Source organism: Halomonas sp. DN3, from assembly GCF_024137905.1.
Classification (GTDB): Bacteria; Pseudomonadota; Gammaproteobacteria; order Pseudomonadales; family Halomonadaceae; genus Halomonas; species Halomonas litopenaei.
Genome location: NZ_CP099965.1, coordinates 4431968 through 4456671, shown reverse-complemented (window position 1 = coordinate 4456671; position 24704 = coordinate 4431968). Strand labels below are relative to the sequence as shown.

Below are 24704 nucleotides of genomic sequence, written 5' to 3'. Positions count from 1 at the left end.
CCCATGCTCCCATCAGCAGAAGGCAGGCGAGGGCGGTACGCCATCGTGGCACGAGCACTGAGCACGCATGGCGCCCGAAAGGGTGCTGGGAAATAGGTGTAGCCATCGACAAGTGTCCCCCGGCGAAGGTCCCTGTAGGACCCGATAGTGTCCTTGATTCATCGAAAATATTTATTGATATGGGTCGTCGTTTTATCCCGAAGGTGTTGGTGTTTCTTGAAGTGGCAAGCAGTAGTCGAGTTTCGCCTCGCTGTCGATAGCGTCTGAAACCATTGGATGATGCGCGTCAACGTCTTGATCAAAAAGTACTGAAATGCTCCTTTCGAGGTAGCTCCTAAAGTCTTATTTGGTCATTAAGCTTAAGAAATTAAAGGGGAAAAATTTCTGCTGGTGCGCGGAGGAGTGATTGTTGATAGGGGTCAAGAGTCGGCAAGAGACCCAGTGAAATCGTCGGGAATGCGCGCTTCCATGGTAGGCAGGGCAAACGCGAAGAGAGCTGGCGTCTTCGCGGCCTTCATCTGGAAGGAAGATGTGTCGCTTATCCAGGTAAGGGATTGCCATATCAAGGGAAATAACTCGCTCAAGAGAAAGCGGAAAACCTGGCGACATTTTCATCTTGTGGCACGACGTTGGCGACAGGATGAAAGACACGTGGATCATGACTCGAGGTGAAAAGATGACCAGAAGCGTCACGACTCTCAAGCCCCTTGCCGCAGCGATAGCCATCGTGATTGCAGGCCTGGGAAGCGCCCATGGCGCCGAGAAGAACCTGTCTCCGGAAGAGGCGGCCTACCAGAGCAATCCGTCCGGCGTCGACCCGGCGGCGGTGATGATGCCCGATGAAGAGGGCGCCCCTGCGATGACGCGGGAAGAGTTCGATCACGCCAAGGAGATCTACTTCGAACGCTGTGCCGGCTGTCATGGCGTGCTGCGCAAGGGGGCCACCGGCAAGCCGCTGACCACCGACATCACCCGTGAACGCGGCGTGGACTATCTCAAGACCTTCATCACCTACGGCTCACCGGCGGGCATGCCCAACTGGGGTACCTCCGGCCAGCTGACCGATGACGAGATCGAGATGATGGCGAACTACGTCATGCATGAGCCACCGGTACCCCCGGAGTTCGGCCTTGCCGACATGAAGGACAGCTGGACCGTGTTCGTGGCGCCGGAAGATCGCCCCACCGAGCAGATGAACGACCTGAACCTGGAGAACCTGTTCTCGGTGACCCTGCGTGACGCCGGCCAGATCGCTCTGATCGACGGCGACAGCAAGGAGATCGTCAAGATCATCGATACCGGTTACGCGGTGCACATCTCGCGGATGTCCGCTTCCGGGCGCTACCTGTTCGTCATCGGTCGCGACGCCAAGGTCGACATGATCGACCTGTGGATGGAAGAGCCGACCACCGTGGCCGAGATCAAGGTCGGTCTCGAGGCGCGTTCGGTGGAGACCTCCAAGTTCGAGGGCTACGAGGACACCTACGCGGTCGCCGGCACCTACTGGCCGCCGCAGTTCGTGATCATGGATGGCGAGACCCTGGAGCCGAAGAAGATCGTCAGCACCCGCGGCATGACGGTGGGGACCCAGGAGTACCATCCGGAGCCCCGCGTGGCGGCCATCGTGGCGTCCCATCAGCACCCGGAGTTCATCGTCAACGTCAAGGAAACCGGCAAGGTCCGTCTGGTCAACTACGAGAACCTGGACGCCCTGTCCAGCGTCGAGATCGACACCTCCCGCTTCCTGCACGACGGTGGCTGGGACAGCAGCGGTCGCTACTTCATGACCGCCGCCAACCAGTCCAACCAGATCGTCGTCATCGATGCCAAGGAGCGTGAGCTCGAGGCGATCATCGACGTGGGCAAGACCCCGCACCCGGGACGTGGCGCCAACTTCGTCGACCCCGAGTTCGGGCCGGTGTGGGCCACCAGCCATCTGGGCGACAACACCATCTCGCTGATCGGTACCGACCCGGAAGGTCATCCGGACCAGGCCTGGAAGGTGGTGCGCACCCTGGAAGGTCAGGGCGGCGGCTCGCTGTTCATCAAGACCCACCCCGAGTCCGAGCACCTCTACGTGGACACCGCGCTGAACCCCGACGAGGCCATCAGCCAGAGCGTTGCCGTGTATGACGTCAACGACCTGGAAGAGGGCTTCCAGGTGCTGCCGATCGCCGACTGGGCGGATCTCGGCGAAGGACCCAAGCGGGTGGTGCAGCCGGAGTACAACCGTGCCGGCGACGAGGTCTGGTTCTCGGTGTGGAACACCGCCGATCAGTCTTCCGCGCTGGTGGTGGTCGACGACGAGACGCTGCAGCTGGAAGCGGTGATCAAGGACGAGCGACTGGTCACGCCGACCGGCAAGTTCAACGTCTACAACACCCAGCACGACGTCTACTGACGTCCTCGCGGGCCGCTCGCACGGGCGGCCCGCCCCAATTTTTCGCTTTTCGGGAGATGGCCATGGCAACCGACAAGGTGGTCGACGACCTGGACCGCATCGACCGGCGTCTGATCGATCGCTATCAGCGATCGCTGCCGTTGGTGGAGCGTCCCTTTGCGGCCATGGCCGAAGAGCTCGGACTGGATGAACAGGCGTTGATCGAGCGCCTGCAGCGTCTGTGTGACCTGGGCGTGGTGGGCCGTGTCGGCGCGGTGTTCGATCACCGCCAGGCCGGCGCCAGCGAGCTGGTGGCGGTGGCCGTGCCGGACCATCGCCGGGAGGCGGTGGCACAGATCATCAACGCCTGCCCCGGGGTCAACCACAACTACTGGCGCGAGCACCGCTACAACCTGTGGTTCGTGGTGACGGCGCCGGACAGCACCAGCCTGGAACTGCGCCTGACGCGGCTGGAGGCCGAACTGGCCACCCCGTTGCTGCGCCTGCCCATGGTCCAGAGCTATCACATCGACCTGGCCTTCGCCCTGCCCTGGGCGGAGCTGGAGGAAGCATGATCGAGGCCGTCACGTCCACCGCCGGGCGCCGTCCGGCGGGCCCGCTGCAGGCTCAGGATCGCCGTCTGATCAGACTCAGGGCCTGTCTGGAAGAAGGGCTGCCGCTGGTGCCTGAGCCGTTCAAGGTGCTGGCCGAGCAGACCGGCCTGAGCGTCGAGGAGGTCCGTACCTGGATCGGGCACTGGCAGCACAGCGGTTTCATCAAACGCTTCGGCCTGGTGGTCCGCCATCGTCGCCTGGGCCTCGCCGCCAACGCCATGGTGGTGTGGAACCTGCCCGATGATCGCGTCGACGAGGTAGGCCGGCGTCTGGCCGCTGAGCCCGAGGTCACCCTGTGCTACCAGCGGGTGCGTCGCCTCGGCTGGCCCTACAACCTGTTCTGCATGATCCACGGCGTCCGGCGAGTGCGTGTCGAGGCCCAGATCCGTGCGCTGATCCAGCGCCATGGCCTCGAAGACGTCGACCACCAGGTGCTGTTCAGCCGCCAGGCCTATCGCCAGCGCGGCGGACGCTACACGCCCGAGGAACCATGACACCCCCGGAGGAGCCATGAGCTCAGAAACACCGTCCCGGGGTTTTCCCGGCGACCCCGACCGCCACCCACACGACGCTGCCACCGCTCGCCATGACGCGGTGGCTGCGCTGTCTGAGGTAGAGCGTCGGATCATCAACCGCCTGCAATTGGGTGTGCCCTTGACCCCGGACCCCTACGGCGACCTGGCCTTGGAGCTGGGGCTCGGGGTGCGCGAGTTGCTCGACGCCCTGTCGTCGCTGCTCGAGCGAGGGATCCTCAGTCGCTTTGGCCCGATGTTCCAGGCCGAGCGTCTCGGCGGAGCCCTGACGCTGGCCGCCCTGGCGGTGCCAGAAGCCGACTTCGAGCGCGTCGCCGAGGTCGTCAACGCCTTCCCCGAGGTGGCCCACAACTATCGCCGCGAGCACCACTACAACATGTGGTTCGTCATCGCCTGTGATCGCCCCGGCCGTGTCGCCTCGGTGATCGAGGCCATCACCGAGGCCACCGGGCTCGAGGTGATCAACCTGCCCAAGGAGGAGGAGTTCCATGTCCATCTCCACCTGCCCGTCTAGGGGCCACGACGACGTCTCTGTGCTGGACGACGGCGACCGCGCCCTGATCGAAGCCACCCAGGCGGGCCTGCCGCTGGTGGCCGACCCCTGGGCGGCGGTGGGCGCGGCCATCGGCATGAGCGGCGAAGAGGTGCTGGCGCGCTTTCAGCGCCTGCGCCTGACCGGCGTCGTGCGCCGCGTCGCCGCGGTACCCAACCACTACCGCCTGGGCTACCTGGCCAACGGCATGACCGTGTGGGACGTCGATGATCAGCGTATCGATGAACTCGGCCGGCAGCTGGCCGACTGGCCGGGCGTCAGTCACTGCTACCGGCGGCCTCGCCGCTTGCCGGACTGGCGCTACAACCTGTTCGTGATGCTGCACGGCCACCACCGTGACGAGGTCGAAGCCCAGGCCGAGCGGCTGCGTGAATGGCTGGGCGACGCCTGCCGCGACCACCGTATTCTCTACAGCAGCCGCATCCTCAAGAAGACCGGGCTACGGCTCGCCACCGCCAAGGGAGCCTCGCCATGTTCCGAGTGACCCGCTACATCGACAGCCTGCTCGAGCCGACGCCACTGGCGCCTGCCCGCACCCCGCCAGGCCCGGTGGTGATCTGGAATCTGATCCGCCGCTGCAACCTGACCTGTCGGCACTGCTACACGGTGTCGGCCGACGTCGACTTCGCCGGTGAACTGTCCACCGAGGAGGCGCTGAGGGTGCTCGAGGACCTCAAGGCCTTCCGGGTGCCGGCGCTGATCCTGTCCGGTGGCGAGCCGCTGATGCGCCCCGACATCTTCGAACTGTCGCACCGGGCCAAGGAACTCGGGCTGTACACCGGGCTTTCCACCAACGGCACCCTGATCACCGAGGACAACATCGACGCCATCGCCGATGCCGGTTACGACTACGTCGGCATCAGCATCGACGGCCTCGAGGAGACCCATGACCAGATCCGCCAGCGTCGTGGCGCCTTTCGCGAGTCCATGGCCGCAGTCCGGCTGTGCAAGGAACGGGGCATCAAGGTGGGGCTGCGCTTCACCCTGACCCGGGACAACTACGCCCAGTTCGACGACATCCTGGCGCTGACCGCCGAGCACGACGTCGACAAGTTCTACCTGTCACACCTCAACTATGGCGGACGCGGTCATCGTCACCGTAAGCACGACGCCTGGCATGAGATGACCCGCGACGCCATGACCCGACTGTTCGACCGCTGTCGCGCCGAACTCGAGGTGGGTATCCGGCGCGATTACGTCACCGGCAACAACGACGCCGACGGCCCCTTCCTGCTGCACTGGGCCAGGCGCCACTTCCCCGAGCGGGTCGCCGATCTCGAGGCGCGTCTGCTTGCCTGGGGCGGCAACGCCAGCGGCGAGTACATCGCCAATATCGACAACCTGGGCAATGTCCACCCGGACTCCTTCTGGTGGGACCACCACCTCGGCAATGTGCGTGAGCGGCCCTTCTCGGAAATCTGGTGCGAGGCCGACGACGATCTGATGCAGGGCTTTCGCAGTCGTCCGCGGCCGCTCAAGGGACGCTGCGGCGCCTGTCGCTACCTGCCGATCTGCAACGGCAATACCCGGGTGCGTGCCTTCAAGACCCTGGGCGATCCCTGGGCCGAGGACCCGGGCTGCTACCTCGACGATGACGAGATCGGCCTGACCGACGCCGTCTCGCCCAAGATGATTCTGACGACCGGTTGAACGGGAGATCACCATGTCCTTGCAAGCCCTCTACGACCAGCTCGGCGAAGCGCCGCTCGCCTCCGGCGAGGTGGCCATCGTCGGCGCCGGCCCCGGTGACCCCGGCCTTCTGACCCTGCGCGCGCTGTACCTGCTCAGCCAGGCGGACTGCCTGGTCTATGATCGTCTGGTGTCACCGGAGGTGCTCGCGCTGGCGCCCAAGGCGGCCCAGCGCTTCTACGTGGGCAAGGCGGCGCGCTGCCACGCCCTGACCCAGGAGGAAACCAACCAGTTGCTGGTGCGCCTGGCGGTGACCGGCAAGCGGGTGGTGCGCCTCAAGGGCGGCGACCCCTTCATCTTCGGGCGCGGCGGCGAAGAGGCCGAGATGCTGGTGGACAACCAGGTGCCCTTTCGCATGGTGCCGGGAATCACCTCGGCCCAGGGCTGCAGCGCCTATGCCGGCTTTCCGCTGACCCATCGCGACCACGCCCAGGGGGTGACCTTCGTCACCGGCCACGCCCGCGCCGACGGCAGCCTCGATCTCGACTGGCGCTCGCTGGCCAGTCGCCACCACACCCTGGTGTTCTACATGGGGCTGACCAACGCCGAGCTGATTCGCCGCGAACTGCTCGCCAACGGCCTGCCCGCCGACCAGCCGGTGGCGCTGATCGAACGCGGCACCACCCGGGAACAGCGGCGGGTGATCACCCGCCTGGGCCAGTTGCCCGAGACCATCCAGGCCGAGGGGCTCAAGCCGCCGACGCTGATCGTGGTAGGCGAGGTGGTGTCCCTGGCCGGGCGGCTCGATATGGACGCCATGACGGAGGCGGTGGCATGAACACGGCAAGACTGCTGGGCGCGGCCCTGATCGGGCTGATGCCGAGTCTGGTGCCGGGTTTGATGCTGGGTTTGATGCCAGTATCGGCCGAGGCGCAGGCGACAGATTCGGCGCCGCCGCAGCTCTATCAGGATCACTGCGCCAGCTGCCACGGCGCCGACCGTCTGGGCGCCATGGGGCCGGCGCTGCTGCCCCAGAACCTGGGGCGTATCAAGCCCGAAGAGGTTCGTCGGGTGATCGCCGATGGCCGCCCCGCGACCCAGATGCCCGGCTTTACCGACACGCTTGCCGAGGCCCAGGTCGATGCGCTGAGTGACTGGGTGCTGAGTGACCCGCCGGTGACCCCCGACTGGACGCTCGACGATATCCGCGCAAGCCAGGTGGTGTCGCATCCTCCGGTCGCTGGTGAAGACCCTCTTGGCGACACGCCCGAGTTCGTCGCCGATCCGCAGAATCTGTTCGTGGTGGTGGAGACCGGCGATCACCACGCCAGCGTGCTCGACGGCGACACCTTCGAGCGCCTGGCGCGCTTCCCCACCCGCTTTGCCCTGCATGGCGGGCCCAAGTACAGCCCGGATGGCCGCTACGTCTATTTCGGCTCCCGCGACGGTTGGATCACCAAGTTCGATCTCTATCACTTCGCCGTGGTGGCCGAGGTCCGCGCTGGCATCAATATGCGCAATATCGCGGTGTCCGCCGATGGCCGCTACGTGATGGCCGCCAACACCCTGCCCGGCAACCTGGTGCTGTTCGACGCCCACCGGCTCGATCCCATGCGGGTCTATCCCGCCGCCGACGCCGAAGGCAACGGCTCCCGGGTCAGCGCCGTCTACGCCGCGCCGCCGCGCTCGAGCTTTATCGCCGCGCTCAAGGACGTCAAGGAGCTGTGGGAGATCCCCTGGCCGGTGCCGCCTGAACCGGTGGTGGCCACGGGGCATATGGACGAGTCGCTCGACCCCGAGCGCAAGGCTCTGGAGGCCAGGGGCGAGAGCTTCGAGGTCCGGCGTCTGCCGGTGCCGGACTACCTCGACGACTTCTTCTTCGACCCCGAGTACCGCCGCGTCATCGGCGCCTCCCGCGGTGGCGATGGGGCCATGGTCATCGACCTGGACAGCGGCGACAAGCTGGCCGACCTGCCGTTGTCGGGCATGCCCCATCTGGGTTCCGGCATCACCTGGGAGACCGGCGGACGTCGGGTGATGGCGATTCCCCACCTGGCCAAGCCGGAAGTCTCGATCATCGACATGGACGACTATTCGCTGATCAAGACGCTGCACACCGACGGACCGGGCTTCTTCATGCGCAGCCACGAAAACTCCCGCTACGCCTGGACCGACGTGTTCTTCGGGCCGAACCGTGATCGTGTCCACGTGATCGACAAGGACAGCCTCGAGATCGTGCGCACCCTGATCCCGGAGCCGGGCAAGACGTCTGCCCACGTGGAGTTCGACCGCGACGGCGAGACCCTGCTGCTGAGTCTGTGGGAGCGCGACGGCGCGGTGATCGCCTATGACGCCGATAGCCTCGAAGAGATCATCCGGGTACCGATGGACAAGCCGTCAGGCAAGTACAACGTGTGGAACAAGACCCACTATGAAGAGGGCACCTCGCACTAGGGCTTGTCTGAAAAGTGCCTGCGCTCGGTAATACGGCGTTAAAAATCGGCTGGTGCGCCAGCCCGGTCAAAATGCTCATTTACACCCCGTAAACTGCGCTTTCTCACCGATTTTTGCCTTGTCTAACCTTCGCTCGTCGACTTTTCGGACAGCGCCTAGAGGCCTATGTGAAAAGTGCCTGCGATCGGCGGCTTTTCGGACAACGCCCAAGGACGTGGCGCTGTGCTGATACCAGGCGTGCTTGTGGTGGAGATCAGTACGTCTTGCCCGGAGGGGGCGTGCCAGCGGGTACGCTCCTCCCGGGCCTCTTTTCGATGGGGGCTGCCATCGATCTTCAATCCATCGTTTAAAACAAACGTCGACACCAGCATTGACCACGCCGGCCGAGGCTCGGATAGTGAATGGGCGTACAACGCTCATCCATTACTGGAGTTGAATCCATGCGACACAATAACAAGACGTTGCTGACCCTCTCCCTCGCCGCGCTATCCACAGCGGCGCTGGGCGTGACGAGCAGTGCTTCGGCCGCCACCCTGGACGAAGTCACCTCCCGCGGCGAACTCCAATGCGGTGTCAACGTCGGCCTGTCCGGTTTTTCCTCGCCGGACGAGAACGGCAACTGGCAGGGACTCGATGTGGAAACCTGTCGCGCCATCTCGGCGGCGATCTTCGGTGACGCCGACAAGGTGGTGTTCACCCCGCTGACCGCCAAGGAGCGCTTTACCGCGCTGCAGTCCGGTGAGATCGACGTGCTATCGCGCAACACCACCTGGACCGCCACCCGGGACAACTCCCTGGGCCTCAATTTCACGACGACCACCTTCTACGATGGTCAGGGCTTCATGGTGGCCAAGGATCTCGGCATCGAAAGCCTCGAGGATCTGAACGGCGCCTCCATCTGTATCCAGTCCGGCACCACCCACGAGCTCAACCTGGCGGACTACTTCCCGGCCAAGGGCATCGACATCAACACCGTGACCTTCGATACCCCGGACCAGACCGCCTCGGGCTTCGCCAGCGGGCGCTGTGACGTGCTCACCTCGGATACCTCCCAGCTCAGCGCCCTGCGCCTGCAGCTGCCGGAACCGGACAGCGTCGAGATCCTCACCGAGCTGATCTCCAAGGAGCCGCTGGGCCCGGTGGTCGCCCAGGGTGACGACCAGTGGTTCGACATCGTCAAGTGGACGGTCTTCGCCATGGTCAATGCCGAGGAACTGGGCATCACCAGCGACAACGCCGAGCAGATGAAGAATGATCCGCCCAATCCCCAGGTGGCGCGCCTTTTGGGTGTCGACGGCACCTACGGCGAGCAGCTCGGTCTGACCAACGACTGGGCCTACAACATCGTCTCCCAGGTGGGCAACTACGGTGAGGTGTTCGCCGATACCGTGGGCGAGAACTCACCGCTGGGCATCAGTCGTGGCATGAACGCCCTGTGGAACGAAGGCGGCATCCTCTACGCCCCGCCGATCCGCTGATACTGTCCGCTGCGACCCCGGCCATGGCCGGGGTCGTCCGACCCATGACGGATAGAGCGACGACGTCGCGCGCCGGCCCACTTGCCGTTCGCGGGTGAATACCCACGGCCGCGAGACGGGCCGGAGGCAAGCGTCGTCCAGCAAGAGGCTCGCCCATGTCCACGCCCCCTATCGAACGGACGCCGCTATGGCGGCGTCCTGCCTTTCGTGCGCTGATCATCCAGGCGCTGCTGCTGGCAGGCCTCGCCGCGCTGATCGCGATGATGATCGGCAATGCCCTGACCAATCTCGAGGCCAGGGGCATCACCACCGGTTTCGACTTCCTCGGTGAGCGCGCCGGGTTCTCGATCCCCCAGACCCTGATCGACTACTCCGGCGACAGCAGTTACGCCCGCACCTTCGTGGTGGGGCTGCTCAATACCCTGCTGGTGTCCGGGCTCGGCATTCTGGCCGCCACCCTGATCGGCTTCGCCGTGGGTATCGCCCGGCTGTCGCCCAACTGGCTGCTGGCTCGCCTGGCGGCGGCCTTCGTCGAGACCTTCCGCAATATTCCGCTGCTGGTGCAGATCCTGTTCTGGTACTTCGCCGTGCTCCAGGCCCTGCCCAGTCCGCGCCAGAGCATGTCGCTGCTCGAGGCGTTCTTTCTCAACGTGCGCGGGCTGATCGTGCCGGCGCCGGTGCCCGAGCCAGGCTTCGGCCTGACCCAGCTGGCGCTGGTGGTAGCGATCCTGGCGGTGGTGGCCCTTGGTATCTACGCCAGACGGCTGCAGCAGCGTACCGGCAAGGCGCTGCCGGTGTACTGGCTCGGCAGCGCCCTGATCATCGGCCTGCCGTTGCTGGTGTTCGTGGCCAGCGGCAGCCCGCTTGCCTGGGACGTGCCGTCGCTCAAGGGCTTCAACTTCTCCGGCGGTATCACCGTGATCCCGGAGCTGATGGCACTGTGGCTGGCGCTGTCGATCTACACCGCCTCCTTTATCGCCGAGATCGTGCGTTCAGGGATCCAGTCGGTGCCCAAGGGGCAGATCGAGGCGTCCCGGGCGATCGGCCTGCCGGGCAACATCACTTTGCGCAAGGTGGTCATCCCCCAGGCGATGCGAGTGATCGTGCCGCAGCTCACCAGTCAGTACCTGAACCTGATCAAGAACTCGTCGCTGGCGACCGCCATCGGCTATCCCGACCTGGTGGCGGTGTTCGCCGGTACCAGCCTCAACCAGACCGGCCAGGCGATAGAGATCATCGCCATGACCATGGCGGTCTATCTGACCATCAGTCTGGTGGTGTCGGCGTTGATGAACGTCTACAACGCCCGGACCCTGCTCAAGGAGCGCTGAGATGAATACGCCAACCATGCGCTCTGCCATGAGCCGCTTGCCTGTCTTCGTTGGAGGACTGCTGCCATGACCGAGCGTCCCACACCTCCTTCCCAGTCCCCGGTGCACCCCCCGAGTGAGCCCGAGGTGGCGCCGGCTGCCGCGTCCACCGAGCATTCCATGATCGCCGCCCGGCCGGCGCCGGTGGCGCGCCATGGTGTCACCGGCTGGCTGCGCAGTCGGCTGTTCTCGACCCCGCTCAATTCGGTGGTCTCGCTGATCACCCTGGCGGTGCTGGTATGGGCGCTGTCCCCGCTGGTGCAGTGGGCGCTGATCGACGCCGACTGGATCGGCACCACCCGCGAAGCCTGCACCGGCGAGGGCGCCTGCTGGGTGTTCATCAGCGCTCGCTTCGAGACCATCGTCTACGGCTTCTACCCCGAGACCGAGCGCTACCGCGTCGATATCACCCTGGCGCTGCTGGTGGCCACCATCGCCTGGCTGATGATTCCCCGACTGCCGGCCAAGCGCTGGGTGGTGATCTTCGCCCTGGTCGGCTTTCCGGTGATCGCCTGGCTGTTGCTGCTGGGAGGCCACTTCGGCCTGCCGGCGGTGCCCACCCGTGAGTGGGGCGGGCTGATGCTGACCCTGACCGTGGCCATCGTCGGTATCGTCGGCTCGCTGCCGCTGGGGGTGATCCTGGCGCTGGGCCGGCGCTCGCAGATGCCACTGGTGCGCAGCCTGTCGGTAGTGTTCATCGAGTTCTGGCGCGGCGTGCCCTTGATCACGGTGCTGTTCATGGCCTCGGTGATGCTGCCGCTGTTCGTGCCCAGCGAGGTTGAGTTCGACAAGCTGCTGCGCGCACTGATCGGCATCATGTTCTTCTGGAGCGCCTATATGGCCGAGGTGGTGCGTGGCGGCCTGCAGGCGATACCCAGAGGCCAGGAAGAGGCCGCCAAGGCGCTGGGCCTGGGCTACTGGCGGCGGATGGGCCTGATCATCCTGCCCCAGGCGCTCAAGCTGGTGATCCCGGGCATCGTCAACACCTTCATCGCGCTGTTCAAGGACACCTCGCTGGTGCTGATCATCGGCCTGTTTGACCTGCTGGCGATCATCCGTGCCGGGCTCACCGACACCAACTGGCTGGGCTTCGCCACCGAGGGCTACGTGTTCGCCGCGCTGATGTTCTGGATCTTCTGCTTCGGCATGTCACGTTACAGCCAATATATCGAACGGCGTCTACATACCGGCCATTGACGGCCCACAACAACAAATTTGATCGGGAGGCAGCCATGTCTGCTCAAGCGGCGACCACGGCGGATTCGAACACGCCGATGATCGAGATCGACGGCCTCAACAAGTGGTACGGGGACTTCCACGTGCTGCGCGACATCGACCTGACCGTGCAGCCAGGGGAGCGCATCGTGGTGTGCGGGCCCTCGGGGTCCGGCAAATCCACCCTGATCCGCTGCATCAATCACCTGGAGGAACACCAGCAGGGCCGCATCACCGTGGGTGGGGTGCACATGACCCAGGACGTCAAGCGCATCGAACAGATCCGCCGGCACGTCGGCATGGTGTTCCAGCACTTCAATCTGTTCCCTCACCTGTCGGTGCTCGATAACTGCTGCATCGCCCAGACCTGGGTACAGAAGAAACCCCGGCGCGAGGCCGAGGCCACCGCCATGGAGTTTCTCGAGCGGGTGCAGATCGCCGACCAGGCCCACAAATACCCGGGTCAGCTGTCCGGCGGCCAGCAGCAGCGCGTGGCCATCGCTCGCGCGCTGTGTCTGCGCCCGGAGGTGATGCTGTTCGACGAGCCCACCTCGGCGCTGGACCCGGAGATGATCAAGGAGGTGCTGGACGTGATGATCGAGCTGGCCCGGGAAGGCATGACCATGCTCTGCGTGACCCACGAGATGGGCTTCGCCAAGACCGTGGCCGACCGGGTGATCTTCATGGATCAGGGCCAGATCATCGAGCAGGCGCCGCCCCAGGAGTTCTTCAACAACCCGCGCTCGGAGCGTACCCAGCTGTTCCTGAGTCAGATCCTGGGGCACTGAGGCGCCCTGGCTGCGCGCTTGCTCCCGCAGAGCGCGGCAAGGCGGACGGGTGGTACCGCAGGCGAGGCACATAAGCTGGAGGACTGGTAGCGCGGGGTGGCTCCCATGGCGTCGCTGCGAGAGAGACTGCGCCGATAAAGGCGCGGAGTGTCGAGAGCGATGGCGGCGACCACCACCGTGGCATTCCTTTAAGGAATACAACCAGCGATAATTTTCGTTTGTCGCCGCCTCCCCGCTCTGGTCTTATCGGTGGCATCACCGCCTGCCAACCGATAGGAGCCCGGATGTCTTCCGACTTTGTGACCGCCGACGAGATTCGTGACCGCTTTGCCTCTGCCATGTCGGCCATGTACCAGGCCGAGGTGCCTCAGTACGGCACCCTGCTGTCACTGGTCGAGCAGGTGAATCGGCAGACCCTCGAGGCTGATCCGGCGCTGGCCGAGCGGCTCGAGGCCAGCGGCGAGCACGCTCGCCTGGGCGTCGAGCGTCACGGTGCGATCCGGGTGGGCACGGCCGAGGAACTCGCCACCCTGAGGCGCCTGTTCGCGGTGATGGGGATGTTCCCGGTGGGCTACTACGACCTGTCCGAGGCCGGGGTGCCGGTGCACTCCACCGCCTTTCGCCCGGTCTCCGACGAGGCCCTGGCGCGCAATCCCTTCCGCCTGTTTACCTCGCTGCTGCGCCTTGAGCTGATCGAGGACGTCGAGCTGCGCACCCTGGCCAGCGAGATCCTGGCCAAGCGCGACATCTTCACCCCGGGGGTGCGTGAACTGATCGCCACCTTCGAGCAGCAGGGTGGCCTCACCGAGGAACAGGCCGAGCGTTTTGTCGCCGAAGCCCTGGAGACCTTCCGCTGGCACCAGGACGCCACCGTGGACCGCGCCACCTACGAGCGGCTGCACTCGGCCCATCGTCTGATCGCCGACGTGGTCTGCTTCCGTGGCCCGCACATCAATCACCTGACGCCGCGGACCCTGGATATCGACGAAGCCCAGCGCCGGATGCCCGAGCATGGCATGACGCCCAAGGCGGTCATCGAGGGCCCGCCCCGGCGCGCCTGCCCGATCCTGCTGCGTCAGACCAGCTTCAAGGCGCTGGAAGAGACCACCCGTTTCGTCGGTGACGCCGAGGGTAGCCATACCGCCCGCTTCGGCGAGATCGAGCAGCGTGGCGTGGCCCTGACCCCCAAGGGCCGGGCGCTCTATGACCGCTTGCTGGGCGAGGCCCGCAAGGCGACCCAGGGGCTGGACAACGCCGCCCATCAGGCACGCCTGGCCGAGGTCTTCGCCGACTTCCCCGATGACGAGACCACCCTGCGCCGCGAGGGCCTGGCCTACTTCGTCTACCGTGCGCTGGACGAGTTCGACGGTGACGCCTCTGTGGAGGCACAGATCGCCGCCGGCAAGGTGGTGGCCGAGCCGCTGACCTACGAGGACTTCCTGCCGGTGTCGGCGGCGGGCATCTTCCAGTCCAACCTGGGCGGTGAGGAGAGTGCGGTGGGGCAGGGCAACGCCAACCGCGACGCCTTCGAGGCGGCGCTGGGGGCCTCGGTGCGCGATGAACTCGAGCTCTACGCCCGCCGCGAGCGCGAATCCCTGGCGGCGCTTGGCCTGAAACGCTGATCCTGATGATTGGCCTGAGCCTCTTCTCTGTATCAGCCGCTGAATGTGCCCATCGCTGATCCTGTCGTCACGGCTCTTGCCTTCACGGAAAGTACCCGCGCCGATCGATCTTCCGCCCGGAAGATCGATCGGCGTTGGCGTTGGCGTTGGCGTTGGCGTTGGCGTTGCGGGTAGCGAGGCGATGTTGGCGGGCGGGTCGTCAGCGAGTGCGAGCCGTGGCACACAAAGGTAAGCTTCTGGCTTTTCTTGTCTCAGGAGTTTGTCGCCATGGAGTGGCTCGCCGCTATCTCGCCGCTGTCCCCCGTCGTCAGTCTCGGCCTGATCCTGCTGTCCGGTGTCACATCGATGATCAGCGCGTCGCTGGGCGTGGGCGGCGGCACCCTGTTGATCATGACCATGGCCCAGGTGATGCCGGCGGCGGCACTGATCCCGGTGCATGGCATGGTCCAGCTTGGCTCCAATGGCGGACGCCTGGCCATGAGCTGGCGGCACGTTCACTGGCCGCTGCTGGCGACCTTTGTCCCCGGAGCCCTGGTCGGCGCCCTGGTGGCCGGCTGGCTGCTGATTCGCCTGCCCAGCGGGGTGCTGGAGCTGTCGATCGCCGCCTTTGTGCTCTATACCCTGTGGGGGCCGGGGCTGCCCAAGCGCGCCCTGGGCCGCCTGGGCACCCTGATCGCCGGTGCCGTCACTACCCTGTTGTCCAGCTTTGTCGGCGCCAGTGGGCCCATGGTGGCGGCCTTCGTCAAGCAGACCGGAAACTCCCGCCAGGGTACGGTGGCCACCTTCGCCGCCTGCATGACCTTCCAGCACCTGACCAAGGCCTTCGTCTTCGGCGTCGCCGGTTTCCTGTTCGCCGACTGGCTGTGGTTGATCCTGCTGATGATCGGCGTCGGGGTGCTGGGCACCTGGCTTGGACTGCGCCTGTTGCATCACGTGTCGGAGCGGCGTTTCGACACCGGATTCCGGGTGGTGTTGACCGCGCTGTCGCTGCGTCTGGTGTGGCTGGGCATGACGCGGCTGCTGACCTGAACGTCTGGGCAGGCACGGCCGCCATGGGCGAGGGCCAAGACGAAAGATGTGGGCGAAGTAGTGCATAGGGGGTAGTTGCCCCCCGCTCCAGAGCGGCTGAATTGGCATAGAGTGATAGGTAGTCGTCACCGCTGGTCGACTGCCACCCTAGAGCCCTTCAATGCCTCTATTTGCCCGCCGTGAACTCCCGATCCAATGGCTTATCGCCGCCTCCATCGTCGGCATGACGCTGATGATGGCCGGTCTGCTGCTGTGGCAGTCGTGGGATCAGGCTCGGGACTCGCTGGTCGAGGCGCTGCAGCGATCCAGCCAGCAGCTGTCGGCGACGGTGGAGGTCAAGACCCGCTCGTTGATCGAACCTTCCAGGGCGATGCTCGGTGTGCTGAGCAGAGAAACGAGCATCGAGAACTTCGACAGTGCCCGAAGCGATCATCTACTGCCCATGCTGGCGGCGGTGGTCGACGCCCAGGAGGTGCTGGGAGGCGCCTACATCGGCTCCGACAACGGCGACTTTCTGATGGTTCGCGCCATCGAGCGACTGTCGCCCGGGGCGGTATCCGACTCATTGAACCTGGCCGGTGGCACTTACCTGGCGCTGATCCTGCACGGCGACAGGCGGCAAGGCCTGGCTGGCTACTGGCAGGTACTCGACGATGAGGCGAGGGAGCTACGTCGCATCGCCATCGAGAGCCACGGCCTGGACCCGCGCGATCGCCCCTGGTTTCGTCAGGCGCTGGACGAGTACGGCCCGCAGCTATCGGCGCCCTATACCTTCTTCACCAACGGTGAGCAGGGCGTCACCCTGTCCCAGCGATCCCGTGACGGACGCGCCGTGCTTGGCATCGACATGACCTCCGCGGATCTCGGCAAGGAAATCCATGCGTTTGCCACCACCCAGGGGTCACTGCTGGCCATCACTACCCCCGAGGGCGATGTGCTCGCCCACAACGCGGACAAGGATGCAGCGCTGTTGCCGGGGACCTCGCTGGAGGATCTGGGCGAGGCGCCGTTGATCGAGCTCAAGGATCAGGGAGTGCTGGCGACGCCGGTCCGCTACTTCTGTGGTGAGCAGTACTGGTGGGGGCTGGCGCTGCCCTTCGACATGCTCGGCAGTCGACTGGCCTGGCTGCTGGTGGCCATGCCGGAGCGGGAGCTGATGGCGAGCCTGCGTGAATCCCTGTGGCACCGTCTGTTGCTGTCGCTGGGGCTGGTGACGCTGATGGTGCCACTCGGCATCCTGCTGGGTCGCCGACTCGGGCGCCCACTGCGCGAACTGGGTGAGCAGGTACGGACCATCTCCGAGTTCGACCTCGATGCCTATCGCGGGGTCGACTCCCGGGTGCGCGAGGTGGCTCACCTGTCCGGTGCGCTGGACACTCTGGTGCACCGCGTCGGCGAGTTTCGGCGCATCAATCGCATGCTGGGACGCGAGCGCCGACTCGACGTGATGCTCGACGGCATCCTCGATGAGCTGTTGAACGTCACCGGCAGCCACCACGGGGTCATCTATCTGGCCAACGAGGACAGTTCTGGCCGCCTGTCGCCGGTCGCCGAGGCGGGTCAGGGATGGGGCGATGCCTCCTTGCCGGCGACGCTCGAGGTCGACCAGGACTCGGGCCCTCTGCTGGAGGTGCGGCGAGCGCTGGAGGCGCAAGGGTATCTGGTGCAGTCGCTGCGCGACCGCGCCGGCAAGCGTCTCGGGATACTGCTGCTGGCGCACCGGGACGGTGGTCAGGATGATGACCAGTGGCGCACCTTCGTCGCCGAGGTGTCATCGGTGGCGGCGGTGGCCATCGACATGCGCCGCCTGCTCGAGGGCGAGGCGCGTCTGCTGGACGCCATGATTCAGCTTGTCGCCAGGGCCACCGATGCCAAGTCACCCCACACCGGGGGACACTGTACCCGGGTACCGCAGCTGGCGGAGATGCTGATCGATGAGGTGGACCGGGCGCGCCAGGGCCCTTTTGCTGCGGTTCACCTCAGCGAGGAAGAGCGCGCCACCTTCCACCTGGCGGCGTGGCTGCACGACTGCGGCAAGCTGACCACCCCAGACCACATCATGGAGAAGGCCACCAAGCTCGAGACCCGTTATAACCGGATCCACGAGATCCGCACCCGCTTCGAGGTGCTGTGGCGAGACGCCGAACTCGATTACTGGCGTGCCATCGCCCAGGGGGGCGAGGCAACAAAGCTTGACCAGGTACTGCAGCGTCGGCGCCAGGAGCTGCAGGAGGCCTTCGCCTGCGTCGCCGAGGCCAACCATGGCCGCGAGGCGATGGGCGAGGCCGACTGCCAGCGCTTGAAGACCATCGGCGAGTGGCGCTGGCTGCGTTACTTCGATGACCGCCTGGGGCTGTCACGGGCCGAACTGGACAACATGGCCGAAGAACCCCGTCGCGCCTTGCCTGCAGAAGAACGTCTGCTTGCCGATCTGCCCCGTCATCGCATTGCCTGGCAGCGTCCCTGTCCCCCGGTGCATCCCGAGGACCCCGACAATCACTGGGGCTTTTCGATGGAGCCGCCGTCCCTGGCGGAGCACCAGGGGGAGCTCTACAACCTGTGCATCGCCCGAGGCACGCTCAACGACGTCGAACGCTTCCGCATGCAGGAGCACGTGATCCAGACCATCATCATGCTCGAGTCTCTGCCCTGGCCCGCTCACCTGAAGCGAGTGCCGGAGATCGCCGGCAATCACCATGAGCGCATGGACGGACAGGGGTATCCGCGGCGGCTGCGACTCGGCGAGGCCAGCCTGGAAGAGCGGATCATGGCGCTGGCGGATGTGTTCGAGGCGCTGACCGCCTCCGATCGTCCCTACAAGAATGGCCTGCCGCTGTCCCGCGCACTGGAGATCCTGGCTGACATGGTCAAGGACGGCCACCTGGACCCGGCGGTCTTCGAGTTGCTGCTGGATAGCGGCGTGTGGCGGCGCTACGCCGATACCTTTGTGGCCGACCGACAGATCGACCAGGTCGATATCGATGCCATCCGGGCCCGAGCTCGGCGTTGACCTAACGTGGAGCCTGCTGCTGTGTTCGGGATACGCGTCTGCAGATCTGCACATATAGTGGAGAGAGCGCTACCCCTTTCGGCTTAGGGCGTTTCGTCACGCTTGAAAGTCCCGTTTGCCTCGTCACGAGAGGTCCGACCATGTACCGCCATCGACTCGTCATTCCGGTGCAGTGGCTGATCGGTATCGTTATCGTCGGGGTGATGGTGGTGATGGCGGTGGCGCTGCTGGGGTTCTCCTGGCACCAGTCCCAGCGCACGCTGGGGGCGACCCTGGAAGAGACCTCGGCTCAGCTGGTCGACACCCTGGAGGCGCGCACCCAGGCGCTGGTGAGGCCGGCACGGGTGGCCATCGACATGCTGGCCAACGGGGCCCCGGGCGAGGCCGACGACTGGGACGGCCGGCTGGCAGCGTTGCCGCTGATGAGGGCGGCGCTGGAAGCCCATCGACTGGTCGACGCCGTCTACATCGGCTATGGCAGCGGCGACTTCCTGATGTTTCGCGCGGTGGATCGCATGCTGGAGAGCAAGCGTCCCGACCTGGTCGATAGCGGCGGCCAGGACGCGGCCTACCTGGCGCTGGTGGTGGATGCACGCCCTGGCCAGCCACCGCAGAGTGAATGGCATCTGTTCGATCCATCGCTTGCTCCGCTCGGGCGCGAGCGACTCGACCAGTACTTCTTCGATCCGCGCAGCCGTCCCTGGTTTCAGCAGGCACCCGAGGGTGACGCTCCTTTCCTGACCGCTCCCTATGTGTTTTTCAACACTGGCGAAATCGGCATCAGCATGGCGCGCCGCAGCGGTGACGCCGTGGTCGGCCTGGATGTCGCCTCGCGGGACCTTGGCATCGGCCTGGATAATCTGCGGTTGACGCCGCAGACGCGCATGGCGGTGGTCACCGCCTCCGGCCAGGCGCTGGCGACTACCCTGGACACCTCACTGGATCCCGGGCTCGGCAACGCCCGCCAATTGTCTTCTTTCGAGGATCTGGCCATGCCGGTGCTGGCGCAATTGTCGACCACGAACGTCGACCAGCCGCCGCGGCGGTTGTCCCATGACGGTCGCCAGTGGTGGGGGCTGGTGCTGCCCTTTGTCACCCTGGGGGGGGAGGCCACGCGGCTGATTGCAGCGGTCCCGGAAGACGAACTGACCTCCGATGTGCGCCAGATGATGCTGGAGAGTTCGTTGCTGGCGGGGGCCGTGACACTGGCCTTGTTGCCGCTGGGGGTACTGCTGGGACGACGACTGGGGCGTCCGCTGCGGGAGTTGTCCGGACAGGTCGAGGCGCTCGGGCGCTACGATTTTTCCGCCTGCGACGGTGTCGGCTCGCGGGTGACCGAGGTGCGCGGGCTCAGCGTGGCACTGCGCCGGCTGGCGCGTGGTATCGAGGGCTTTGGACGCATCACCCGGGTGCTCAACAGCGAGCCACGCCTGGATCGCATGCTGACCAGCATCCTCGAGGATCTGCTGCGCGGCACCGGCAGTCGCGCCGGCGCCATCTATCTGGCCGATGAACAGGACGAGGGACGCTTCGCTCGGATCGCCAGGGAGGGGGAGGCGAGGGATCCCGATGCGGACCCCCGGAGTCGGGAGCTGCGACTGCAGGAAGGCTCCGAGGCCGAGCTCGAGGCGCTGATCGAGCGCTTTGAGGCGGCCGGCTATCTGTTGCAGCCGCTGCGTAACCGGGAGGGAGCGACGCTGGGTCTACTGGCGTTGGCGCGGCGCTCGCTGGACGATGATGACGCTCACTGGCGTGCCTTCGTCGCCGAAGTGTCGGCGGCGGCTGCGGTGGCCATCGACCTGAGGCGACTGCTGCGTGGTGAGGCGCGTCTACTGGAGGGCATCGTCCAGCTGGTGGCCCATGCCATCGACGCCAAGTCGCCGCATACCGGAAGCCACTGCTCACGAGTGCCGGTACTGGCGGAGATGATCGTCGAGGGCATCGATCGCAGCGAGCACGGGGTATACGCCGAGACTCACTTCGACGCGACCCGCCGCAGCGCCTTCCATCTGGCAGCCTGGCTGCATGACTGCGGCAAGCTGGCGATTCCCGACGAGGTGATGGAAAAGGCCACCAAGCTCGAGGCCCGCTACGACCGTATCCATGAGATTCGCACCCGCTTCGAGGTGCTGTGGCGCGATGCCGACATGGCCTACTGGCAGGGGCGCGCCCACGGTGGCGATCCGGTGACGCTGGAGCGACGGCGCCATGCGCGACAGCAGGAGCTGATCGCAGCCTTTGAATGCGTGGCCGAGGCCAATCGGGGGGGCGAGGCCATCAGCGATGAGCTGCTGGAGCGCCTGACCGTCATCGCCGAGTGGCGCTGGTGGCGGCACTTCGATGATCGGCTCGGGGTGTCGCGAGATGAGCTCAAGCGCATGTCCCGCGAACCCCTGCGCAGGCTGCCCGCGGAGGAGCGCCTGCTGGCCGACCTGCCACGTCACGAGATTCCCTGGCACCGCTCTCGCCCGGCGGTGGCGCCGGACGACCCCGACAATGTCTGGCGTTTCGACATGCGGCCCAGTGAACTGGCCGGCCATCAGGGCGAGCTTTTCAATCTCAGGGTGTCCCGCGGCACCCTCAACGAGGTCGAGCGATTCCGCATCCAGGAGCACGTGGTCCAGACCATCATGATGCTCGAGGCGCTGCCCTGGCCCGCGCACCTGCGTCGGGTCCCGGCCATCGCCGGGAATCATCACGAGCGCATGGACGGTACCGGTTATCCACGCCGACTGGCGATGAAGGACGCCAGCCTCGAGGAGCGGGTCATGGTGATGGCGGACGTGTTCGAGGCCTTGACCGCCGCGGACCGCCCCTACAAGTCGGCCATGACCCTTTCCCGGGCACTGGCGACGCTGGCCGACATGGTGCGGGAGGGCCATCTGGACCCCGAGATCTTCCGGCTGATGCTGGAGCAGCGTATCTACAGCGACTACGCCGAACGCTTCTTGACGCCGGCCCAGCGTGATAGCGTTGATACCGAGGCGCTGCTGGCCCGTGCGGGAGTTTGACCTGACGCAAGCGCGCAGGAGTAGGCCCGCCCCGGCTTTTGCCCAAGTGGACGACGACAAAGGCGCCTGCATGAACGGCTGGTTCGCCCGAAATGGTCTATATAATGCCGAGAATGATGGTGAACGCTCGTCAATTTGGCCTGTACAGGCCGGTTAAGTGGGTCATAATGCCGTCAGTGCAGTCTGGAAATCGCAGGGGTTTGGATAAATGGTGACCACAAGGAATTCCGGGTGGCGTTCGCTGACGATGCTGGTGGCGCTGGTGGTGACCTGTCTGATGGTGGTGCAGTCCGCCCAGGCAGGCAATCCGCGCTACGCAGGCATCGTGGTGGACGCCGAGAGTCATGAGATCCTGTACGCGGAAAACGCCGATGAGCGCCGCTATCCGGCCTCACTGACCAAGATGATGACCCTTTATATGCTGTTCGAGGCTCTGGACGGTCGTACCATGAGTCTGGGCCAGCCGCTGCCGGTCTCTTCCCATGCGGCCTCGATGCCGGCGACCAAGCTGTGGCTCAAGCCCGGTGACAGCATCCCGGTGGAGAAGGCCATCCAGGCGTTGGTCGTGCGCTCCGCCAATGACGTGGCGGTGGTGGTGGCCGAGTCCCTGGGCGGTTCCGAGTCGCACTTCGCCGACATGATGACCCGCAAGGCGCGCAGCCTGGGCATGAACAACACCACCTTCCGCAATGCCTCGGGCCTGCCCAACTCCGGCCAGGTCACCACGGCGCGGGACATGGTCATCCTGGCGCGTCGTCTGATGCTGGACTTCCCCCAGTACTACCCCTACTTCTCTCTTACCGAGTTCACCTGGCGTGGCACTCGCCATACCGGGCACAACCGTCTGCTGACCAAGTACCCGGGCACCGATGGTCTCAAGACCGGCTTCATTCGCGCCTCCGGTTTCAATGTGGCGACCTCGGCCACGCGCAATGGGCGGCGCATGGTGGCGGTGGTCATGGGCGGCTACACCGCCGCTTCCAGGGATGAGCAGATGATGAGCCTGCTCGACCGCGGCTTCCTGCGGGCTTCGCTGGTCGACGGTCGTGGTTTCCTTGCCAATACCGACGTCTCCGGTGGCGAACTGATGGCGCCTCGCCAGCGTGGGTTGATCTCTGCGCCGACGCCGAGCCGTGTCGCTCAGGTGCCATCGACCGCGGTGCGGCCGTCACGGGTCGAGACCGTGGTTCGTCCGGCCACGCCGACGCTGGCCAGCCGCCAGTCGGCGACAGCGCCGGTGCGCTTCGAGTCCGCCGCCCCGATCATTTCCGATTCGCGTCGTTCTTCGTCCGGTCCCGACCCGCTGCGCAACCTGATCGACCAGCCGAGTGCCTCGGCACCCGCCCTGGCATCGATTCCGGTGGCGGCCTCGGTGCCCGACGCGGCAGCGGCGAGGCCTGAGCCTCGCCCTGTGTCGAGTTCCGTGTCGAGCGCGCCGTCCAGCGCGGCCAGCACGAACACCACCAGCGCGAATGCGAACAGCACCATCGCGCAGACCGGCGACTGGGGGGTCCAGGTGGGGGCGTTCAGCGACATGGACAGCGCGCGCAGCCAGGCCAGCCAGGCGGCCGATCGTCTGGCAGGCGAGATGGCCCACGCCCGGGTAGCGGTGGCGCGAGCCGACAATGCCAACATCTACCGTGCCCGCGTGGTGGACCTGCAGGAAGGCCAGGCCCGTTCGGCCTGTCGGCGACTGCTGCAGCAGGGCATGGACTGCATGGTCGTTCAGGCCAGCCTCTAAGCGTCAGTTCGCGCCGGCTTCACGTCGTTCTCCGACAAGGCCCGCCTCCGGCGGGCCTTTTGCTGTATGGCATACACCAGTGCACAGTTCTGGTGCGTCTGTTCTTGCCAGCGAAGCGTTCGCCCCCTAACGTTGTCCCTGTTACCCCCGTCGGCCCCGTGCCGGCGGGGTTCGTTTTTGGGTCAGGTAAGTGGTGGTCGTGAGCCACTTGCCATCAGCGCTGCGGACAGGGAGGAGAGCATGGGGTCATCGTTCAAGGGTATCGGGTTCATGTGTCTTGGCGTGCTGTGCCTGGCGCTCGGCGACGCCATTTCCAAGTGGCTCGGCGAGGTGCATTCGCCGCTGCAGATCATCTTCTTTCGCACCCTGGTGTCGTTGCCGTTGATCATGCTGCTGGCGCACCAGGGGGGCGGCCTGCGCACCCTGTCGACCCGACGTCCTGGGGTGCATCTGATCCGTGGCCTCATCTATACCGGCACCATGGGTTGCTTCGTGCTGGGGTTGACGATGATGCCGCTGGCCGAGGGCACCGCCATCGCCTTTGCCGCGCCGCTGTTTGTCAGCCTGCTGTCGGTCCCGCTGCTGGGTGAGCGGGTGAGCGTGCCGGTGGTGCTGGCGTCGCTGGTGGGCTTTGCCGGTGTATTGGTGATCGTGCGTCCAGGCAGTGAAGGCATCTCGCTGGGTGCCCTGTCGATGCTCGGGGCGGCGGTGTTCTATGCCTTGATGATGATCACCGCTCGGCGCTACGGCGCCCGCGAGCACCTGTGGGCGATGGTGTTCTACATGACCCTGGTGCCCTTTGTGGTGACTGGCGTCGCCCTGCCGCTGGTATGGCAGGCGCCGGCGCTGGAGCATTGGCCGGCCTTTCTCATGTCCGGGGTGCTCGGGGTCGGCGCCACCGCCTTTATTACCCTGGCCTTTCGTCACGCCCCGGCGGCCATTGCCGCCCCCTTCGACTATACCGCCATGCTGTGGGCGGTCCTGCTCGGCTGGATGATCTGGGACGAGGTGCCGGATCTCGGGGTGCTGATCGGCGGCACCCTGATCATCGCCAGCGGCCTGGCGATCGCCTACCAGGAGGGGCGCACCAGCCTCAAGCGCCGCCCCTCGGCCTGAGTCGTCGACCGGCCGCGCATGTTCGCAATGCTTACGCGGCCTGGTCAGACCGGGTGGACCGGACATTGGATGGAACAGGCATCGAGGTTGACCGACATCATGCTGCCGAGGAGGGGGTGCCTGCTGCCCTAAGTCTGTCTTAAGTTGCTGCCGTCAGGCTG

The 24704-nt window shown here is 65.7% G+C and carries 18 protein-coding genes; all 18 read left to right on the top strand.

The window, feature by feature from the left end; translation table 11 throughout:
- The first annotated feature begins 676 nt into the window (after positions 1-676).
- The 18 genes from NKF27_RS19325 (at position 677) to NKF27_RS19240 (ending at position 24543) form a co-directional block, all read left to right on the top strand.
- Positions 677-2401 (top strand): nitrite reductase, encoded by a 1725-nt coding sequence (locus tag NKF27_RS19325; RefSeq protein ID WP_253554377.1) that lies wholly within the window; start codon positions 677-679, stop codon positions 2399-2401.
- Positions 2402-2463: 62 nt separating this feature from the next.
- Positions 2464-2955: an Lrp/AsnC family transcriptional regulator gene (locus NKF27_RS19320; protein WP_045993516.1), complete on the top strand. Its 492-nt coding sequence runs from the start codon at positions 2464-2466 to the stop codon at positions 2953-2955.
- A complete protein-coding gene (locus NKF27_RS19315; RefSeq protein WP_253554376.1) occupies positions 2952-3488 on the top strand; it encodes an AsnC family protein in 537 nt (178 codons plus the stop codon). The genes NKF27_RS19320 and NKF27_RS19315 overlap by 4 nt, the downstream gene beginning before the upstream one ends.
- 16 nt (positions 3489-3504) lie before the next feature.
- A complete protein-coding gene (locus tag NKF27_RS19310; RefSeq protein ID WP_240184217.1) occupies positions 3505-4041 on the top strand; it encodes an Lrp/AsnC family transcriptional regulator in 537 nt (178 codons plus the stop codon).
- Positions 4016-4564 (top strand): AsnC family transcriptional regulator, encoded by a 549-nt coding sequence (locus NKF27_RS19305; RefSeq protein WP_253554375.1) that lies wholly within the window; start codon positions 4016-4018, stop codon positions 4562-4564. Before NKF27_RS19310 ends, NKF27_RS19305 begins: the two co-directional genes overlap by 26 nt.
- On the top strand, positions 4552-5730 hold the full coding sequence (nirJ, locus tag NKF27_RS19300; RefSeq protein ID WP_253554374.1) for a heme d1 biosynthesis radical SAM protein NirJ: 1179 nt from the start codon (positions 4552-4554) through the stop codon (positions 5728-5730). The genes NKF27_RS19305 and nirJ overlap by 13 nt, the downstream gene beginning before the upstream one ends.
- Positions 5731-5743: 13 nt before the next feature.
- Positions 5744-6547 (top strand): uroporphyrinogen-III C-methyltransferase, encoded by an 804-nt coding sequence (cobA, locus tag NKF27_RS19295; RefSeq protein WP_253554373.1) that lies wholly within the window; start codon positions 5744-5746, stop codon positions 6545-6547.
- Positions 6544-8163, top strand: coding sequence for a nitrite reductase (locus NKF27_RS19290; RefSeq protein ID WP_301271165.1), 1620 nt, complete (start codon positions 6544-6546; stop codon positions 8161-8163). The genes cobA and NKF27_RS19290 overlap by 4 nt, the downstream gene beginning before the upstream one ends.
- 440 nt (positions 8164-8603) lie before the next feature.
- A complete protein-coding gene (locus NKF27_RS19285) occupies positions 8604-9641 on the top strand; it encodes an amino acid ABC transporter substrate-binding protein (RefSeq protein ID WP_045993511.1) in 1038 nt (345 codons plus the stop codon).
- Positions 9642-9796: 155 nt separating this feature from the next.
- On the top strand, positions 9797-10972 hold the full coding sequence (locus NKF27_RS19280; protein ID WP_222516371.1) for an amino acid ABC transporter permease: 1176 nt from the start codon (positions 9797-9799) through the stop codon (positions 10970-10972).
- Between the two features lie 159 nt (positions 10973-11131).
- Entirely contained in the window at positions 11132-12208 is a 1077-nt protein-coding gene (locus NKF27_RS19275) for an amino acid ABC transporter permease (RefSeq protein ID WP_045993550.1), read from the top strand.
- A 77-nt stretch (positions 12209-12285) separates the two neighbouring features.
- The gene (locus NKF27_RS19270) at positions 12286-13014 is read left to right on the top strand and encodes an amino acid ABC transporter ATP-binding protein (RefSeq protein ID WP_045993549.1); all 729 of its coding nucleotides are present in this window, start codon (positions 12286-12288) and stop codon (positions 13012-13014) included.
- A 284-nt stretch (positions 13015-13298) separates the two neighbouring features.
- Positions 13299-14636 (top strand): VOC family protein, encoded by a 1338-nt coding sequence (locus NKF27_RS19265; protein ID WP_253554371.1) that lies wholly within the window; start codon positions 13299-13301, stop codon positions 14634-14636.
- Between the two features lie 267 nt (positions 14637-14903).
- Positions 14904-15665 (top strand): sulfite exporter TauE/SafE family protein, encoded by a 762-nt coding sequence (locus NKF27_RS19260; RefSeq protein ID WP_253554370.1) that lies wholly within the window; start codon positions 14904-14906, stop codon positions 15663-15665.
- 160 nt (positions 15666-15825) lie between these two features.
- Positions 15826-18675: an HD domain-containing phosphohydrolase gene (locus NKF27_RS19255; protein WP_253554368.1), complete on the top strand. Its 2850-nt coding sequence runs from the start codon at positions 15826-15828 to the stop codon at positions 18673-18675.
- A 140-nt stretch (positions 18676-18815) separates the two neighbouring features.
- Positions 18816-21686 (top strand): HD domain-containing phosphohydrolase, encoded by a 2871-nt coding sequence (locus NKF27_RS19250; RefSeq protein WP_253554366.1) that lies wholly within the window; start codon positions 18816-18818, stop codon positions 21684-21686.
- A gap of 208 nt (positions 21687-21894) precedes the next feature.
- Positions 21895-23427, top strand: coding sequence for a D-alanyl-D-alanine carboxypeptidase (locus NKF27_RS19245; protein WP_253554364.1), 1533 nt, complete (start codon positions 21895-21897; stop codon positions 23425-23427).
- A gap of 240 nt (positions 23428-23667) precedes the next feature.
- The gene (locus NKF27_RS19240; protein ID WP_045993504.1) at positions 23668-24543 is read left to right on the top strand and encodes a DMT family transporter; all 876 of its coding nucleotides are present in this window, start codon (positions 23668-23670) and stop codon (positions 24541-24543) included.
- Positions 24544-24704: the final 161 nt, after the last annotated feature.

Coding starts and splice junctions, on each gene's coding strand:
- NKF27_RS19280 (WP_222516371.1), top strand. CDS start 9,797: ATGTCCACGCCCCCTATCGAACGGACGCCGCTATGGCGGCGTCCTGCC.
- NKF27_RS19285 (WP_045993511.1), top strand. CDS start 8,604: ATGCGACACAATAACAAGACGTTGCTGACCCTCTCCCTCGCCGCGCTA.
- nirJ (WP_253554374.1), top strand. CDS start 4,552: ATGTTCCGAGTGACCCGCTACATCGACAGCCTGCTCGAGCCGACGCCA.
- NKF27_RS19305 (WP_253554375.1), top strand. CDS start 4,016: ATGTCCATCTCCACCTGCCCGTCTAGGGGCCACGACGACGTCTCTGTG.
- NKF27_RS19260 (WP_253554370.1), top strand. CDS start 14,904: ATGGAGTGGCTCGCCGCTATCTCGCCGCTGTCCCCCGTCGTCAGTCTC.
- NKF27_RS19255 (WP_253554368.1), top strand. CDS start 15,826: ATGCCTCTATTTGCCCGCCGTGAACTCCCGATCCAATGGCTTATCGCC.
- NKF27_RS19325 (WP_253554377.1), top strand. CDS start 677: ATGACCAGAAGCGTCACGACTCTCAAGCCCCTTGCCGCAGCGATAGCC.
- NKF27_RS19250 (WP_253554366.1), top strand. CDS start 18,816: ATGTACCGCCATCGACTCGTCATTCCGGTGCAGTGGCTGATCGGTATC.
- NKF27_RS19315 (WP_253554376.1), top strand. CDS start 2,952: ATGATCGAGGCCGTCACGTCCACCGCCGGGCGCCGTCCGGCGGGCCCG.
- NKF27_RS19245 (WP_253554364.1), top strand. CDS start 21,895: ATGGTGACCACAAGGAATTCCGGGTGGCGTTCGCTGACGATGCTGGTG.
- cobA (WP_253554373.1), top strand. CDS start 5,744: ATGTCCTTGCAAGCCCTCTACGACCAGCTCGGCGAAGCGCCGCTCGCC.
- NKF27_RS19290 (WP_301271165.1), top strand. CDS start 6,544: ATGAACACGGCAAGACTGCTGGGCGCGGCCCTGATCGGGCTGATGCCG.
- NKF27_RS19310 (WP_240184217.1), top strand. CDS start 3,505: ATGAGCTCAGAAACACCGTCCCGGGGTTTTCCCGGCGACCCCGACCGC.
- NKF27_RS19275 (WP_045993550.1), top strand. CDS start 11,132: ATGATCGCCGCCCGGCCGGCGCCGGTGGCGCGCCATGGTGTCACCGGC.
- NKF27_RS19240 (WP_045993504.1), top strand. CDS start 23,668: ATGGGGTCATCGTTCAAGGGTATCGGGTTCATGTGTCTTGGCGTGCTG.
- NKF27_RS19265 (WP_253554371.1), top strand. CDS start 13,299: ATGTCTTCCGACTTTGTGACCGCCGACGAGATTCGTGACCGCTTTGCC.
- NKF27_RS19320 (WP_045993516.1), top strand. CDS start 2,464: ATGGCAACCGACAAGGTGGTCGACGACCTGGACCGCATCGACCGGCGT.
- NKF27_RS19270 (WP_045993549.1), top strand. CDS start 12,286: ATGATCGAGATCGACGGCCTCAACAAGTGGTACGGGGACTTCCACGTG.